This window comes from Aphanothece sacrum FPU1 (assembly GCF_003864295.1).
GTDB classification, from domain to species: Bacteria; Cyanobacteriota; Cyanobacteriia; order Cyanobacteriales; family Microcystaceae; genus Aphanothece_B; species Aphanothece_B sacrum.
The window spans coordinates 286,247-302,755 of the sequence record NZ_BDQK01000017.1; the positions used below are offsets into that span (position 1 = coordinate 286,247).

18 protein-coding genes are annotated in these 16,509 nt (G+C 39.0%); 6 read left to right on the plus strand and 12 right to left on the minus strand.

Annotation, left to right across the window (positions count from 1 at the left end; all coding sequences use genetic code 11):
- Positions 1-51 precede the first annotated feature (51 nt).
- The gene (gene cobU, locus AsFPU1_RS21370; RefSeq protein ID WP_124975728.1) at positions 52-624 is read left to right on the plus strand and encodes a bifunctional adenosylcobinamide kinase/adenosylcobinamide-phosphate guanylyltransferase; all 573 of its coding nucleotides are present in this window, start codon (positions 52-54) and stop codon (positions 622-624) included.
- Between the two features lie 229 nt (positions 625-853).
- On the opposite strand, the gene AsFPU1_RS21380 is transcribed toward cobU, so the two are convergent.
- Positions 854-2,638, minus strand: a complete 1,785-nt coding sequence (locus AsFPU1_RS21380; RefSeq protein ID WP_124975726.1) for a S8 family peptidase — start codon at positions 2,636-2,638, stop codon at positions 854-856.
- Between the two features lie 330 nt (positions 2,639-2,968).
- Here AsFPU1_RS21380 and AsFPU1_RS21385 point away from each other — a divergent pair, with 330 nt between their 5' ends.
- Positions 2,969-4,210: a DHH family phosphoesterase gene (locus tag AsFPU1_RS21385; RefSeq protein ID WP_124975723.1), complete on the plus strand. Its 1,242-nt coding sequence runs from the start codon at positions 2,969-2,971 to the stop codon at positions 4,208-4,210.
- 108 nt (positions 4,211-4,318) lie between these two features.
- Here the strand turns inward: AsFPU1_RS21385 and AsFPU1_RS21390 are convergent, their stop codons facing one another.
- The 3 genes from AsFPU1_RS21390 to AsFPU1_RS21400 form a co-directional block, all read right to left on the minus strand.
- Positions 4,319-5,293 carry a cysteine synthase A gene (locus tag AsFPU1_RS21390; protein ID WP_124975721.1) on the minus strand — a complete coding sequence of 325 codons (975 nt, stop codon included), beginning with the start codon at positions 5,291-5,293 and terminating at the stop codon, positions 4,319-4,321.
- A complete protein-coding gene (locus AsFPU1_RS21395; protein WP_227873557.1) occupies positions 5,269-5,790 on the minus strand; it encodes an IS607 family transposase in 522 nt (173 codons plus the stop codon). Before AsFPU1_RS21395 ends, AsFPU1_RS21390 begins: the two co-directional genes overlap by 25 nt.
- 168 nt (positions 5,791-5,958) lie before the next feature.
- On the minus strand, positions 5,959-6,939 hold the full coding sequence (locus AsFPU1_RS21400) for a class I SAM-dependent methyltransferase (protein WP_124975719.1): 981 nt from the start codon (positions 6,937-6,939) through the stop codon (positions 5,959-5,961).
- Between the two features lie 397 nt (positions 6,940-7,336).
- On the opposite strand from AsFPU1_RS21400, the gene AsFPU1_RS21405 reads away from it, so the two are divergent.
- Together AsFPU1_RS21405 and AsFPU1_RS21410 are read left to right on the plus strand one after the other, a co-directional pair.
- Entirely contained in the window at positions 7,337-7,528 is a 192-nt protein-coding gene (locus AsFPU1_RS21405) for a DUF2949 domain-containing protein (protein WP_124975717.1), read from the plus strand.
- Positions 7,529-7,687: 159 nt separating this feature from the next.
- Positions 7,688-8,128, plus strand: coding sequence for a hypothetical protein (locus tag AsFPU1_RS21410; protein ID WP_124975715.1), 441 nt, complete (start codon positions 7,688-7,690; stop codon positions 8,126-8,128).
- A 74-nt stretch (positions 8,129-8,202) separates the two neighbouring features.
- On the opposite strand, the gene AsFPU1_RS21415 is transcribed toward AsFPU1_RS21410, so the two are convergent.
- The 4 genes from AsFPU1_RS21415 to tnpA all read right to left on the minus strand — a co-directional run bounded on the left by AsFPU1_RS21415 (position 8,203) and on the right by tnpA (position 11,084).
- Positions 8,203-8,466, minus strand: coding sequence for a YggT family protein (locus AsFPU1_RS21415; RefSeq protein WP_124975713.1), 264 nt, complete (start codon positions 8,464-8,466; stop codon positions 8,203-8,205).
- 178 nt (positions 8,467-8,644) lie between these two features.
- Positions 8,645-9,271, minus strand: a complete 627-nt coding sequence (locus AsFPU1_RS21420) for a TIGR04282 family arsenosugar biosynthesis glycosyltransferase (RefSeq protein ID WP_124975711.1) — start codon at positions 9,269-9,271, stop codon at positions 8,645-8,647.
- 131 nt (positions 9,272-9,402) lie between these two features.
- Complete coding sequence (gene bioU, locus AsFPU1_RS21425) at positions 9,403-10,395, minus strand: (S)-8-amino-7-oxononanoate synthase BioU (protein WP_124975709.1); 993 nt, start codon at positions 10,393-10,395, stop codon at positions 9,403-9,405.
- A gap of 272 nt (positions 10,396-10,667) precedes the next feature.
- Positions 10,668-11,084: an IS200/IS605 family transposase gene (tnpA, locus tag AsFPU1_RS21430; RefSeq protein ID WP_124973012.1), complete on the minus strand. Its 417-nt coding sequence runs from the start codon at positions 11,082-11,084 to the stop codon at positions 10,668-10,670.
- A 52-nt stretch (positions 11,085-11,136) separates the two neighbouring features.
- Here tnpA and AsFPU1_RS21435 point away from each other — a divergent pair, with 52 nt between their 5' ends.
- On the plus strand, positions 11,137-12,255 hold the full coding sequence (locus tag AsFPU1_RS21435) for an RNA-guided endonuclease InsQ/TnpB family protein (RefSeq protein ID WP_227873431.1): 1,119 nt from the start codon (positions 11,137-11,139) through the stop codon (positions 12,253-12,255).
- Positions 12,256-12,562: 307 nt separating this feature from the next.
- Entirely contained in the window at positions 12,563-13,573 is a 1,011-nt protein-coding gene (locus tag AsFPU1_RS21440; RefSeq protein ID WP_124975930.1) for an N-acetylmuramoyl-L-alanine amidase, read from the plus strand.
- 31 nt (positions 13,574-13,604) lie between these two features.
- Here AsFPU1_RS21440 and AsFPU1_RS21445 read toward each other — a convergent pair whose 3' ends face one another.
- The 4 genes from AsFPU1_RS21445 to AsFPU1_RS21460 form a co-directional block, all read right to left on the minus strand.
- Complete coding sequence (locus tag AsFPU1_RS21445; RefSeq protein WP_124975928.1) at positions 13,605-13,937, minus strand: DUF5615 family PIN-like protein; 333 nt, start codon at positions 13,935-13,937, stop codon at positions 13,605-13,607.
- Positions 13,934-14,164, minus strand: coding sequence for a DUF433 domain-containing protein (locus AsFPU1_RS21450; RefSeq protein WP_124975926.1), 231 nt, complete (start codon positions 14,162-14,164; stop codon positions 13,934-13,936). Before AsFPU1_RS21450 ends, AsFPU1_RS21445 begins: the two co-directional genes overlap by 4 nt.
- A 163-nt stretch (positions 14,165-14,327) precedes the next feature.
- Positions 14,328-15,575, minus strand: coding sequence for a DUF3747 domain-containing protein (locus AsFPU1_RS21455; protein WP_124975924.1), 1,248 nt, complete (start codon positions 15,573-15,575; stop codon positions 14,328-14,330).
- A gap of 121 nt (positions 15,576-15,696) precedes the next feature.
- Positions 15,697-16,428 carry a hypothetical protein gene (locus AsFPU1_RS21460; RefSeq protein WP_124975922.1) on the minus strand — a complete coding sequence of 244 codons (732 nt, stop codon included), beginning with the start codon at positions 16,426-16,428 and terminating at the stop codon, positions 15,697-15,699.
- Between the last annotated feature and the right edge of the window lie 81 nt (positions 16,429-16,509).

Consider the following 16,509-nt stretch of genomic DNA (forward strand, 5'->3'; position numbering starts at 1 on the left):
TTAACTCAAGAAACTAGGACATCATCTTGTTTACTATAGTAATAAATCTTAATGCTTTACGATAGATCTAACACAGGGCAAATTATTTTAGTCACAGGGGCAGCCCGTTCGGGAAAAAGCGAGTGGGCTGAAAGTTTAGCCCAAAAATCAGGTAAATCAGTCATTTATGTGGCAACTGCCTTAGAAAATGCTGATGATCCCGAATGGCAGGCCCGGTTAGAAAAACACCGTCGCCGCCGTCCTGCCCAGTGGCAGACTCTCTGGGTTCCCTACACCCTCTGTAACACCCTTTCTGAGATCTTACCTCCCCATTGTTTATTAATTGATTCATTGGGAACTTGGGTGGCTAATGGACTCGATCAAGATGAGATGACTTGGGAACAGACAACGACCCAATTAATTAATAGTTTAACTCAAGCGCGGGTAGATGTAATTTTAGTGGGGGAAGAAACGGGATGGGGAGTGGTTCCTGCTTATCCCTTGGGGCGAACTTTCCGCGATCGCTTAGGTCATCTGATCCGACAAATAGGAGGAATAGCGGATGAGGTTTACTTAGTGACAGGAGGATATGCTCTTAATGTTAGCTGTTTAGGAGAAAAATTAGGAACAACCTTTAACAACTAAATAATTCTTATGGCAAAATCTCAAAACTTTCACAATGTTTAGGTCTAAATAATCTAAAATCTCGTTGATCTAATGTTAGTATATAGCGTTTCTCAGACTCATGAGGTACAGTGACAGCGATAGCTAAATCCAACAACGATCGCCAAATCCAAACAGCGATCGCCGCCGGACTAGAAATAGTACCCCTATCGATTCTCTACACTTGAAAAGTTTTATCATGGGGTATCAATTAAGATGATCGAGAACGAACTCTGATTCTGTCGTTTTGACTCGATAAACAAGCTAATCCGATACATAGTAAAGCATTAACTCCTAAAAACCATCTAGAAATGTCTACAGAGGGCATTAACCACACACTAGGAGACAATATAGCATGAACCGTTAAACAACTGGCTACACCCAAAGAAACCCCCACTGCAAACCATTTCCAACTACGATGACCTAATAATAAGGCAATCAAAGCAAAAGGAATCAAAACACTCGCTAAAAAAGGATTCAAGAAAGAGGTTCCTTGAATAGAATTAGCTAATTCTGGTAAAGAACTCCCCATGACCCGAAAAGGCCATTGAGGTAAGTCAAAAACATAGATTCCTTCCAAGAAAAATAAACCCGAACTCCCTAAAATTAGCCCCCAGTTAAAAGGTGAACCCCATTGAAAAGGGAAATAAAATCGTAACAACAAAGCCAACAAATAAGAACCTAAAACCATCAAAACTTTAGGGAATAAAGCCACGGCCCCACCATCAATCCAAAAACGGGGATTTAGGTAGCCATTATCCCGTAACCACCGGAAAAAATCACGAAAGCTAACTTGTCCTTTTTGGGCTAATTTAACCCCTTCACCCGCATCTAATTGTCCGGCCCCATAATGGTTAAAAGGGTCTTCTTGCACCTTACGGGCTGATTGTTGCAGAATACCTAAGACTTCGTTAGGATCTGAGATACCAGATGCTTTAATTAAAGCTGCTACTCCAGCCACATGGGGGGCCGCCATACTGGTTCCCTGAAAACCCATCAAGATAGACTCTCCGGTTTTCGGGTTAATAGTTTCTTGGATAATTTTACCGGAATCACTGCCCCCTGGTGCCGCAATATCCACTCCGGCCCCATAATTAGAATAAGGGGCTTTTTTGCCTGCCGCATCCAAAGCTGAAACACTAATCACTTTAGGATAACGGGCCGGATAACCCGCCGCATTTTGGTTAGAATTACCGGCCGCAGCTACAATGACTACACCCTTACCATAAGCATAGTCAATAGCATCTTTCATGACCTGACTTTCTCCTCCACCCCCAAGACTCATATTAATGACATCAGCGTCATTATCAGCAGCAAAGCGAATAGCTTCGGCAATATCAGCTACCGTTCCTCCACCCCCGGCCGAAAGCACTTTGAGGGGCATAATTTTCGCTTGATAAGCAATACCTGCTACCCCATAACCATTATTAGTAGATTCGGCAATGGTTCCGGCCACATGGGTTCCATGACCGTGATCATCAGAAGCATCGTTACGATCATTGACAAAATCATAACCTGGCACAAAATCTGTCTCTTGTAAGTCTCGGACTCGACTCACTCCTGTATCAATGACAGCAACGGTTATATCTTTTCCTTTGGTTTCTTCCCATGCCCTTTCAATATTAATATTATGTAAGTTCCATTGTTTACTATATTCGGGGTCATTGGGGGCTTCTAAAGCTTTATAAATGTAATTCGGTTCGATGTATTCTAGGTATTGTTTAAGAGAGGAATTTTTCAAACGGTTCAGTAAGTTTTTGTCCCCTGAAACAGTGTAAATATGTTCATCAATTGAGAAAATACTATTAAGACTGGCTGTTTTTTGATAATCTTTGGCGATCGCATCGAGTTGATCACTTAAGATAGTGGTGGAGACATCTTCTCGAAAATTGAGAATCACAGAGTCGTATTGTCCCTGAGTGGCTAAACCTTGAAAATTGGTGAGGGCGAACCATACCCCCACCATAAATAACATAAGGAATAAGAACTTTTTCATAGTCTATGGCCTTTATCAGTAGGGCTGTTTGCTACCAGGATAGCTCATATTGCTTCCTTGCAGATAATACTCTTAAAAAAAAAGCAAGAATTTATGGTTTATTCTTTGACAAATTAGGGATAAAAATAAGGTATAATATTAATAAAAAGATAACCTGAGTTAATCTAATAAAGTAGTCAAATATACGGTTAAAAGACGACCGTACCTTTTAGACTTCATCAAGCTACCTTTGTCTTTATCGGTTAGGGGCAATCTCAAACCGTAACCCTAACAGTCTCACAAAAATTAAGAAATTCCCTCCTTGAAGAACGTCTAGCCAATTATTATCAGATGAAATCAACGTTATTGTCACCAACTGGCCATAATCCCCCAGAAACAAAGTTGAACTCAACATTGACTAAAGTTGAGAACAATAATGGAACTCATTCTAGTCCAGAGTTAAGCAATACTAATCAGCATGTTTCTTTGAGTAAATTAACTCAAAAACTGCAACAAACGTTAGAAGATCATCGGGGTGAACGACATATTGTGGTGATTCAGGATTTTCCTGATCCTGATGCTTTATCGAGTGCCTGGGCTTATCAATTAATTGCTCAAACTTATGACATTGAATGTGATATTGTCTACGCAGGAACTCTTTCTCATCAAGAAAATATTGCCCTAGTTAGACTAACCGGATTACCCGCTAAACGTTGGAGTATTAATACTCTCAAAGAACGAGATTTATCCATTTATCAAGGCTGTGTTTTAGTAGATAGTCAAGGTAATACCAGTCAATTAATGCCCTTGGTAAAACAAGCTAAAATTCCTATTGTTATTGTTATTGATCATCATAATCCTCAAGGAAATATCAAGGCTGAATTTATAGATTTGCGTCCAAAAATTAGAGCAACGGCCACTATATTAACTCAATATTTACAAGCAGGATTATTAGAGTTTAATAGTAATAATCCTATTCATATTAAATGTGCCACCGCTTTAATGCACGGTATTCGCTCTGATACTAATAATTTACTCCAAGCTCAAGAAGAAGATTTACTGGCCGCGGCTTATTTGTCACGGATCTATGACTGTCAATTACTTAACGCCGTGTTACAATCAGCGCGCTCGCGTCGTGTTATGGATGTGATTGAGCGATCGCTCAAAAACCGTATGATTCAAAACAATTTTTCCATAGCAGGAGTGGGTTACTTACGGTATGAAGATCGAGATGCTATCCCGCAAGCGGCTGATTTTTTGGTCACAGAAGAAAATATACATACTGCTGTAGTTTACGGAATTATACACGATCAAGATAATGATATCGAAGTGGTGATCGGTTCCCTACGCACTAATAAGCTGACCTTAGATCCCGATGAATTTCTTAAAGAAGCCTTGGGCAAAGACGCGCAAGGACGTTACTATGGAGGAGGACGAGAAATGGCAGGCGGATTTGAAATTGCTATGGGGTTTTTAGGGGGAAGTAACGACAGCAGCGACTATACTAAGCTTAAATGGGAAGTTTTCGATGCTCAGATTAAGCAAAAACTTCTAAGACTTGTCAACCCTGATACTCAAGTCATCCGCACTTAAGTTAGTCTCCTTTCAGTGACAAACAAGTATTCTTACTAAGGTATCATTAATTGACCCCTGTAACTTAGGGGTCTTTTAATCGGTAGAATAAAACCGTGCAGATAAATGCTAATCAATTGATAAACCTTTAGAAGCTAACCATTCCCGATTATACAAACGAGATTGATAACGGGCCCCACCATCACACAAAACCGTTACAATGGTATGGCCTGGCCCCATTTGTTTGGCTAATGCGATCGCGGCCCCCACATTAATTCCTACTGAACCGCCCATAAACAGCCCATCTTGATGCAATAATTGATAAACTACCCGTATGGCCTCATGATCGTTAATTTGAATGGCATCATCAGTAGGAACCCCTTGCATATTAGCCGTAACCCGACTATTGCCGATGCCTTCCGTAATAGAATTGCCTTCTAGAGTAATTTCTCCCGTTTTGATATAACTATATAATCCACTGCCCATAGGGTCAGCAACCACACACTTAATATTAGGGTTCTTTTCCTTGAGAAATAGGGCTGCCCCTGCGTAAGTTCCACCGGTTCCTGTCGAGGCTACCCAAGCATCAATTTTACCGTCTGTTTGCTGCCAAATTTCGGGGCCAGTGGTTTCATAATGGGCCAGACGGTTGGCTAAATTGTCGAATTGATTAGCCCAAACCGCATTTTCCATCTCTTGGGCCACTCTCCCTGATAGCTTAACATAATTATTCGGATCTTTGTAGGGAACGGCCGGAACAGTACGGACTTCTGCACCCAAAGTTCTTAAAAGGTCAATTTTTTCCTGAGATTGGGTATCAGGAATGATAATCAGGCATTTATAGCCTTTAGCGTTACAAATATGGGCTAACCCAATACCTGTATTCCCTGCGGTTCCTTCAACAACCGTTCCCCCTGGTTTGAGTAAGCCTTTTTCTTCTGCATCCCTAATCATATACAAAGCGGCCCTATCTTTGACAGAACCCCCAGGATTAAGAAATTCAGCCTTTCCTAAAATTTCACATCCGGTTTCTTCACTAAAGCTATTGAGGCGAATTAAGGGAGTATTACCAACTGTACCTACAAAGCCGTCTTTAATATCCATAATCTCTGGAGGATGGACAGAATATCTTCGACGAGTTCTTGCTCTGGAGACAGGTTAAGCTCATTGAGAACCACGAGTTCGCATCCTGCTTGTTGACAGAGCCACTCAATAAGTGGGAATCCAAATCTAACCGCTCTGTCGGGATAGGTACAGACAAAGCATCCGATATCGCCTTTGTATATTCGCTCCAAAATGGCGACAAACTTTCTCCGCCTAAAATTGAGTCCGCTTCCAATTTCCCGTACAAGTTCTGCATTTGGGTATGCTTGGCGTAAAAACTCAGCTTGTCTCTCAAGGTCATCTTTTTGTCCATGGGTAGAGACTCTTGCATAGAGAACAGTTGGTTTAGCTTTCTGTTCGTATTCATGAACACAGAATCGTCTTTGCCCTCCTGGTGTTCTAATTGATCTGATCTTGCCTTCAGAGTCCCATCTTCTAAGAGTTGAGATTGAAACTCCGAGATACTCGCACGCTTCTTTGGGGGTGACATATTTCATGCTTGACCTAACCAATGACTTATTCAGTCTAGCTAGGTTTAACAAGGAATGTCAAGGTATGAGTAGCTTTTTCTTTACCGGCGTTGCATCACTACGGGATGATTTAACTTTTTCCTAATTTTTAAAGTTTGTAATTTTAGCCGCGATCGCTGCCAGAAAATTTTCTCCTTAATTATAAATCATCCCGTAACTGTGCAACGCCTCCGATTTAGTCGCTACAATTGTTCGATGACGAGGATCACTAGGAAGGGTTATTTGATAATCAAACCCTAATTCTATTAACGCTTTTTCCACATCAAAAGTGTAGTAATCATCACTCCAAGGTTCTGTACTTTTCATCAACAAAAATAAAGCCGCAGGGAGATTTTGAATTACTTTGGAACCAGGATTATTATCCACAATTCCTAATACACCTCCAGGACGTAAAATACGCCGTATTTCTTGAAAAATAGCCTTAGTGGCTTGACGAGGTAATTCATGAAGGATAAATTGAAGTGTCACCACATCAAAAGAATTATCCTCAAATTCTGTCCCTTCTGCTAACCCATGTTTCCAGTCGATTTCTTGGTTTTCATCGGTTACTTTAGCCACGGCTAACATATAAGGAGATAAATCTAAGCCTATGGTTTGTACAGACAGATTATCTTGTCGTTTCTGATAATAGGAATGAAGGGTTTTTGTTGAGACACCTACTCCACAACCAATATCAAGTATGTTGTTAACTATTGGGGGACTATAAGAGTCTAAAATATCATGAAAACTATTCCTTAATCGTTCTTGTGCGACTTCCCAAGTTAGATTTTCATTTTTCCAGATTCTTAGTCCTAAAGACTGGGTAGCTGACATGGCTTCAAAGGCAGCTTGCCAACACAAATTACCTTCATCATAAGCATGAAAGGGAAGCAAATAATAATCAGGATAAGTGACGTTAGGATTAGTTATTTGAGATAATAAGCTTTTGGCGGGAGATTGTTCTAAAACTTGACAATTATCTCTCCAAGAAATGCCATTTTTTTCCGCAGTTTTAATGATAACTTGTCGTGCCTGGTGTTTCATGACACGATATATAGGCTTAGTTTGAATCATCAGATTCACTAAGCGAGAGAGGAGATCATCACCAGCCCAGTCTGGTTTCAGCTTGTCCGACATTACAACAAATGACTCAGTATAAGAATATTATCTAACATATCACTTTTTAGTCATACAGTTAACCATGTTAAAGTTTTGCAAATATTAAGGCATTTTTTGATCTTGGATGCTAAAATTGCGGGTACTATGTCGTAATTATGAATTAGAAAGATGATGAGTCAATATTCTAGTTCATGAGTGGTGTGAGATTTAAAACAAGTTTCCTTTTGTGAGTGGATAACTCCCTTGTTGTGATTATTTAGCTAATTAGCAAGATTTTCCCCAAGTAATAACACCTAAAGGAAGATACAAAAAAGGTCTTCTGTTACGGAAATGTTGCTCAAGACGGTGAAGTTAGATGTCACTCAACTCTGTTAAAAGAGACACAATAGCTAATTTAGATTAACCTAGAAAAACTATGTCAAGCACCACTTACGCTCACTTTTTACGCTTCTTAGAAGAAGAATTATCTCTTTCTCATGATTCTATTGCGATCGCTCAAAAATCTGTAGAACAAACACAAGGGCCTTTACCTATGTTACTTTGGCAATATGGTCTAATTAACCTAAAAGAATTAGATCGCATTTATGATTGGCTAGAACAAGCATAACATCTAAGGTAATTTAAGGAGTCATAAATTAATGATCGAGTTATCGATGATATTTAACTGTTATTACCGAAAAAGCCAAAACTTGATTAAAATAAAGAGTAAGAAAGCGGGTGTATATAATAACCCGTTTTTTTATATAAACTAAAAGACAAAAAATTTATGATATCTCGAAAGCTGACAATTTTGCTCGTTTCTTGTCTCTTGTGGTTATCTAGTTGGGTGATCACTCCTTCTGCTATGGCCTTAACTTCGGTTAAATTATTAGATATTTCTTATAAAGATTGTCCTCCAGAATTAGCTAAAGGGACTGTTACCAGTGGGGGTTCAAGTTTACCGGCAAGTTGTTATCTAATTACAGGAAAAGCGAACAATCCCTCTGGTAAAACCCTATATGATGCTGATGTTTTTGGTCGTATTTATGATGCTAATAACGAACCTATTTTACAAAATCGGAGTCGGGTAGGTTCCATTCCCGAAATTCCTCCAGGGGTCAGTGAATTTGAGGTTAGAATTAGTGTTCCCTCTGATCAACCAACCCCTTTAAAATTAAAACAATTTAAAGCTTCTGGGTTTACTGGAAAAGTTACTCCTATTTTTTAGGAATTTTCGCAGAAGTACCCACCTATACTGATAGTAGGTGGGGTAGTTCACGTAATTTACTTTGATGTAGACACTTACAATACCCCTGTGAGGGCTGAGGATAGAAATTGGAGAAGTATAATGGCTAAAATGGGAGAAAAATCCATGCCACCCAAAGGAGGAATCACAGATCGGAAAATGTTAAGATAAGGATCAGTAATCGGACTTAAGAAAGACATGGTACTCGTGGCCCACTCAGCCGTTTGAAACCAAGACAGCAAGATTCTAATGAAGATCAAAACCAGGTAGATATTAATAAAGTTTTGTAGGGTCTGAACAATCAGTAGGGTAGCATCCATAAATTAACAATATTCCTTAATAGGTTTATGGCGGTTGTACAACCTGATTGTAGCAAAGATTCACTTTTCTGGATTAATAAACTAACATTATCTAAATTTTATAGGATGAAATTACGGGCAAAAGCTATAATTTACTGCCCTTTGGCACTCCTCAAAGCCAGTTTAAATAAATTTTAGCTTATGGTTGATGTTTTTTCCATATTGGCAAATCTTCAGGACGATCAATATCAGATAAAATGGGTAAAATATAAGTGCTTAAATTGATTTTTTTGGCGATATTTTTGGTTATTGATAATACTTGAGATGTTCCCCAAGGAATATTTTGAAAAACTTCGGGAATGACTCGTTTTAATCCTATTAAATAATAACCACCGTCGGCGGCTTCTCCTAATACTAAATCATGATTATCTAAACAACTAAATGCTTGTTGTAAAATGGTAATATTGAGATCAGGACAATCAATACCAATGATAATAACCTTAGAGAAACCTAAGTTAAAAGAGTCGGTAAATGCCGACTTCATACGATTTCCTAAATCTCCATTTGCCTGAGTATAATAAGTTAAATTATCTCCTAACCAATCTTGCATTACTTGTTGATTTTGTCCTGTATAATAAATAGATATAGTAATATTTGGGAAAAGTTTTTTGGCTTCTTTTACAGTATGTTCAGTTAGTTGACGTTGTAGATTTGCTGCCCCTTGCGCCCCCAAAGCAGGAATTAAACGGGTTTTCGTTTTTCCAGGTTCAGGATAACGAGTAAAAATAATAAGGTTATTACTTTGTGAGTGTTTTAAATTAGACATTCCCAATGGTTTTATACATATAGATATGGGAGGCCTGAACAAAGATCATGAGGATAGGAAAAGCTGAAACTCAACCCTATCCTCAGTTTTTAAAAACCATTTTATAGATTTTAAAAACCTAAGTTACCTTTTTATTTGACAAATTGGGGCATAACTTCGGTTGCGGTCAATAAACCATAAATTCCGCGACGATGTAAGGATATTCCCGCTTTAAGATAACCAAATGCTGGGCCACACACATTAGCTGCCATACTGGTTTCATCCCCTAAAGTAAAGGTATGGGTTGAAATTTTCCCCTCAAAAGTGCGTCCAGTAACTTTGACATTGGTACTTAATGGTTTTTTCGGGTTGCGAGTATCCACAATACCCCCAACTGTAACGCGATCGCGTGAACAAATGCCGGCCAACTCCAACATAATATCGTCAGCGTGTTCCATATTCTCTAGGGTAAGAATGCCATTAGTTTTGTCTAAAAATGCCTCTACTTCTGCATCGGTCATGGCCCTGGCTTTTTCTACGTCGAAACCGGGTAAATGGGCAATATCTTCCCGAATTGTAGCGCGGTAAGCTTCCCAATTGGCAATACCTACCCCAAAGGTAATCTTAACACTGTGAATTTCTGTATAACTTTGAGCCGCGATCGCAGCAGCAGCAGTTAAGAGTCCAGGAGTCGCCCCACATCCGGTCATATAAGTAATTCCAGCCGCTTTTAATTCGTCTTGGAGTTGTAACAATTGTTCAACTGCACTGGTACGTTTGAGGGCATCAACTAAGACTCCTTTCCACCCAGAAGCAATAAATTGTCTGGCCACATCTGCCATAAAAGTATTAGGAAGGTTGGGTAAAGCCAAGAAATAACCATCAACAGTGGCATTTTCTAGTAACTCTTGGATACTATGGTTGCTGAGGGTTCCATAAGGTTCAACATAGCCGATTGAGCCTTGTTGATGATAGGTGGCGATCGCTGTATCAGGATCTAATCCTGTCTCACAATAAGCATAACCTTTAAGATCTGCTGCTGCCACCCAAAGCATTTCTTGTTTTGGGGACAAAACCCTGGTTGCTGCTTGTCCAAGGCCACCAAATCCTAATATACCGACTTTTAGTGCGTTATTACTGTTCATTATTGTCTCGCTTCTAACTTATCCTAATCTTTTATTATCGATGGTTTGGGAATTAGCGGGCGGGTTTATCTAAGATCTTGCACCATGATTGAAAAACCACAAAACCTCGACTTTTAAAGCTAGGACTTACGCAAGGACACTAAACGTAGGATGTGTTCCCAACGCATCCCACTATCTATCTAAAATGCAAAAAGAGGACTCCCGCTACACCGCCTAAGCGGTTAGCGGTGAGATGAATTTTTGCCAACAAATAAACCGACCGTAGGGAGTCCTTATTTCTTAGGGGAATTTTGGTTTTCAACATAATTTTTAAGTTGTTCAACAGTTACGCCACCACAACTTGCCACAAAATAAGAGCCTGTCCAAAAATAAGGTTTTCCATAAAAGTATTTCTTAGACAAGTCAGGGTTTTCTTTTCGTATCAACCTACTACTAACAGTTTTTAAATTACCGATTAAAGTAGATAAAGGTTTATCGGGTTTGTAGTCAATGAGCAAATGAACATGGTCGGACTCGCCATTAAATTCTAGTAATTCACAATCCCATTTATTTAAAGTGTCTTTAAAGATTTCTTGAAGTCTAGACAGTATAGGTTCACTGATAGCCTGTTTTCTGTATTTAACGACAAAAACAATATGAGCGTTAAGTCTGTAGACCGATCTAAATCCATGATTGTAAGCGTTTGACATATTAAAGCGTTAAGTGTTACACTGGCTAATGTAACACAACAGGTCGAAAGCCGTGTTAAATGTCTTAAAAGTCAGAATTTATCCAAATCAGCCACAAGAAATTGCCTTAAATCGAAATTTAGGCTGTGCAAGATTTGTGTATAATTTTTACTTAAATAAGACTAACAATCAGTATCAAGAAACTGGGATTGGGATGACTTATTGCCAAATGGCAAAAGACCTAACTCAGCTAAAAAAGCTCCCTGATTTTGAATGGTTGCAAGAATCAACGGCTGCCACCTTACAACAGGCACTCAAAAACTTAGAAGCTGCTTTTAAAAATTTCTTTTCTAAAAGGGCTAAATTTCCTAAGTTTAAGAGTAAATATAAACAACAATCAATCCGTTACCCTGAAGGTTGTTCTCTTAATAACAACGGTTTAAAGCTCCCAAAACTGGGGATTGTTAAAGCTAAACTTTCAAAAGAGATTTTAGGAAAGATTAAGTCAGTGACAGTTTCAAAAACAAGTACAGGTAAATATTTTGCCTCTATTTTATTTGAATCTGACGATTTAATCATCAATAAAACCTCTAAAGTCTCAGGAATTGATTTAGGCTTATCTAGCCTAGTGACAGTCTTTGATGGTGAAACAACTTATAAGGTTGACCCAATTAAACCAACTAGAAAATATGCCAAACGATTAAAAAGGAGACAACAGAAATTATCTCGTAGAACCAAGGGTTCTAACAACCGTAGAAAAGCGATTAAAGAAGTCGCTCTTGTTCACGAAAAAATTACTAATACTAGACAAGATTTTCTCCACAAACTCTCAAGAAAGCTCGTTGACGAAAACCAAGTCATTGTAGCAGAAAACCTTTGTATAAAAGGATTAGCGCGTACCAAATTAGCTAAATCAATACTTGATGCTGGATTTGGTATGTTACTAAACTTCTTAAGCTACAAGCTAGAAAGAGAGGGGGGGAAACTTGTTCAAGTTGACAGATTTTATCCAAGTACAAAAACCTGTTCTTGCTGCGGATTCAAAAATAATTTGATAAATTTAAGCATCAGAGATTGGGTTTGTCCTAATTGTCAAACTCACCATGACCGAGACGAAAACGCAGCTAAAAATATCAGAGCAGAAGGATTAAGAATACTGTCAATAAATACCGCCGGACAGACGGAATTTTAAGCCTGTGGAGAGTGAATAAGACTCGCTGGTACTTGTATTAGAAAGCATCGCTCGTTGAATCAGGAATCTCCCGCTACACCGCCCAAGCGGTTAGCGGCGAGAGTGTCAAAGCGTATTTAAGTAGGGTTTGTGTAAGTCCTAAAAGCCTAAAACCCTGATAAACTCCTTAATTTTAGGAAAAAACCCGCCCCTACGATTTATGTGCAGGCGGGTTTATGAAAATATTGGTTAAAAACCTTAATTTTAGGAAAAAACCCGCCCCTACGATTTATTATTTATTATTTATTTAGTGTGAGGTGTTTTTAACATGAAACAATTTCAACAAATAGTTTGGGGAGTGGTTATATCTCAAACTATCTGTATTTCTGTGAATGCTAATAGTTTAGACTATTGGGATTTTGATGTTGAACAAAATCGCCTAGAAATTGTTACTCAAGATGATATACGTCCCAAAGCAGAAATGATCTCTAACCCTACCCGTCTAATTATTGACTTACCAGGAGTTCAACTCGAACAACCAAGTATTCGCCAAGGAGACATTAGCGGTTATGTGCGGGAAGTACGAGTCGGACAAGTAACTGCCTATACTACTCGTATTGTAGTAGAATTGGGGCCCCAATATTCTATGCGTCCTTGGGAAGTCAGAGTACGTAGTTTAGCCCCTAACCGTTGGTTTGTCCAGTTGGCTAAATTTCAGCCTCTAGGGGTTTATTCCTTACCTTCTGAAGAAGAACCCGTAGCGATCGCGGTTCCTGTGTCTACCCCAACTCCTGGGGGTAATTCTCGTTATACTGTGGTCATAGATGCAGGCCATGGAGGACAAGATCCGGGGGCCGTTGGACTAAGCGGGTTAGAAGAAAAAGGGGTCGTTTTATCTATTGCTTCAGAAGTCGCTAAAATTCTTAAGAAACGGGGTATAGGGGTTATAATGACTCGTTCAGGCGATTCTTTTGTCTCTTTAGCAAGTAGAGTTCAACAGGCAAATCAAGTGAATGCAAATGTATTTATAAGTATCCATGCTAATGCGGTGGGAGGTAATAATAGTCAGGTTAATGGCCTCGAAACCTATTATTATTCTTCTGGTTATCGTTTAGCCTTAGCTATTCATCGTAGTTTACTTAGACAAGTACGAGTGACAGAAAATCGAGGGGTACGACAGGCCCGGTTTTATGTATTACGAAGAACTGAAATGCCTTCAGCTTTAGTAGAGGTGGGGTTTGTCACCGGAAATATTGATAATCGTAACTTATCCAGTGTTAGTTATCGACAAAAATTAGCAGACGCGATCGCGGATGGAATTACAGAATATTTAAGATAATAACAACTATATTACTTACTTATTTTTACTGTTAAAAAAGCTCTAAACAATGTAAATTAGGATTATTAAAAAGCTTTTGGATGGCTTCTTGTCCAGAATAAAGCAACAATTCTACCTCATAAGTGGGTGCATTTCCACACCTTAACCAGATTACTTTAGGAGGAGAACCATATAAACGACTTCTTTCTGCAAAATCAACATCTTGAGTCACAATGCAAAAGTCATTCATTTTCGCAAACTCCCAGATAACCGTATCCGTTTCTTCTGCTAACCCATGAAACTGAACATGACTAGAATTAGGGAAAATATTGGCTAAACGAATGACTAACTTACGACTCAAATTTTGATCAAATAATAGCTTCAATTAACACCTTTAGACACAACAAAACGATGTTCACGATCAGCCGCAAATTCTAAACAAGCTTTAATATCTTCTTTTGTCAATTCGGGAAAATCATCTACAATTTCATCCTGAGACATCCCAGATGCTAACCATCCTAAGACATCATAAACTGTAATTCGCATTCGTCGAATACAAGGTTTACCTCCGCGTTTATCAGGTTCAATTGTAATAATATTTTGATAATTCATAATGCTTTTAGCTGCTGTTGAATCTTGTTAATTTTAACGGATAAAATAGGTATAAATTGTATTGTGTGGTGTTGGGTTTCGTTCCTCAACCCAACCTACTTGTATTCAATTAATCAATTATCAATTGGTAGGGTGGGCAATGCCCACCCCACGTTAACCTATATTACTTAATTGTTGCATTCGCTTGTTTGGCTTCTGCTTTCACACATTCTAATACCCGTACCATAACCGCCGCAGTATAGTCACGAGTGGCTTTACTATCAGGAGCAAATTTAGTGCCTTTTTCATCGATAGCAGTCGCTATACCACAATAACCTGACATTTGAGTAATGACACCTTCAGCCCAACTTCCTGAAATATCAGAAAATTGAACAGGTTGCTGAGTTTGTTGCAGTTCTCGTGGTAAATTAAGTTGATTTTTGAGATGAATGGCCATGCGACGCATGGTATCAATTAATTCAGCGCGAGTAATAGGCTCAGTAGGTTGTAAGGTATTATTAGGATTACCAATATTCATAAAATTCCATTGGGCCCATTTAATTTTCTTGGCACTCCAACGGGAACCATCCACATCCTTAAAAGGAATCATATCCCGTTTTGGTTGAGCTTCTAAATCTACTTTATAAACCGTTCCAATAGCATCAACTGCCATAGAAATTAACTGTTCACGAGTAACATTTTGTTGGGGACGGAAGGTATTATCTTCAAAACCCGCAACTAAACCCATCGACACCGCTTTCTCAATATTGTTTTTGTAAACATTGGTATTGATATCAGCTAACAGAGTAGTCGAACCATTATTGGCCACAGGGTTAGGAGTTTGTGTAGGAACAGTTCCAGTAGTTTGACCACCTGAAGCAAGGGCGGTTTGAGTAGCACTAAAATAGAAGTGTCCTAATATCTTTCCTTCATAAGAACGTTTAGTAAATTGCCACCCCGGATTGAGTATAATCTTCATAAATCCAGAAGCTAAACCCTTAGTACTACCTAAGACGATTTCGCTGTAATTTCCGGCCCGAGGAGTTCCTACTAAGACTAATTCTCCATCACGAGGAACTACACGCAATAAATAATTGAGTCCTAAGTCATTACCATCTAAGCGAATAGAATAGCCATTACTATCGGTTGAGCGGCGACAAATTCCGGTAAAATCGTAATTAAGTAATAAAGGTTCTACTAAGACGGGATTTGCGCCTGTTTCTGCCCAACATTCCCGTTTACCTGGAATTTGTTCAATCACTAATAAGTCATATTTGCCTTCTCCATAAGGTCTGGCAATAGCAATAACTTTAGTTTGTTCAACGGCCGTTTCCTGGAAACCTGAAGCTTTAACCGGGGTATTAAAGGGTAATACACTAGAAAGGGTAACAGTGGCTAAGGTCGCCAGTTTTAAAGGTAAATTCAATTTCATGGCTTTTCTATAAACTTATTAGAGGTTTGATTTTAGTAAATATTAGCGTAGGGAATTACACTTATGGCAATCTGATCTTGTGACCGATTGGATTAAGATGATGTTCCTAGCCAATTTCGAGTTATCTGAGTCCCAAAGTCCGACCATTACGGTAACGAAACCGATTATTATTGGAGGCTAAATTGAGACTTGATTGTAAGGTTAACGTTAAATCTTGATTAGGATCAATGGAAATGACTTCATTTTGACTTCCTCCTAATACTCCAGATGTCGGTAAAGCCCATCCTGCAAGGGTTCCAACGGCAGCCCCCGCTAAAACTTCTAAGGCATCAATCTCATTATCTCCAGTGACTGCTGCAATAATAGCGGCGGCCCCGGCCCCAGCAGCGGCCCCTCCTAAAATTTCTCCAACACTGGCCCCTTCGTTAATGGTTTCGGTGGTAGTTACGACTTGAGAGGTAGCATCAAAGGGATATCGTTGATTTTGAATGATAATTTCTTGGGCCACAAATTGAGAACCACCGTTAGCGGGTTGCAGTTGACCGATAATTTGACTGCCGGCCGGAACTAAAATATTGCCACTACGATCTTTTAAATTAGCCGCAATTTGTAGGGTCAAAGGAACGGTTTCTGTTTTGCTGACTAAGATTTTTTCTTGCTCAAAAGTTACAGGAATTCTGGTTCCTGCGGGAATATTAATACCACGAGAATTATTAGGAATTGAATTACCCGGTTGAGGCAATAATTGGGCCGTTGCTGGTTTGAAGGGATATAACGGCACAAGAGTTGTAATTCCTATTAAAAGGGCTAAGGTAGCACTGATTTGAGATTTGCCTGTATTAAACTTAAACATAGTTGCTTCTCCTGACACTTTATACGGTTAACAAGGTAGTTTTTTATCCTTGCTCTCAGCATAACGCTTGCTCCTTTAGGA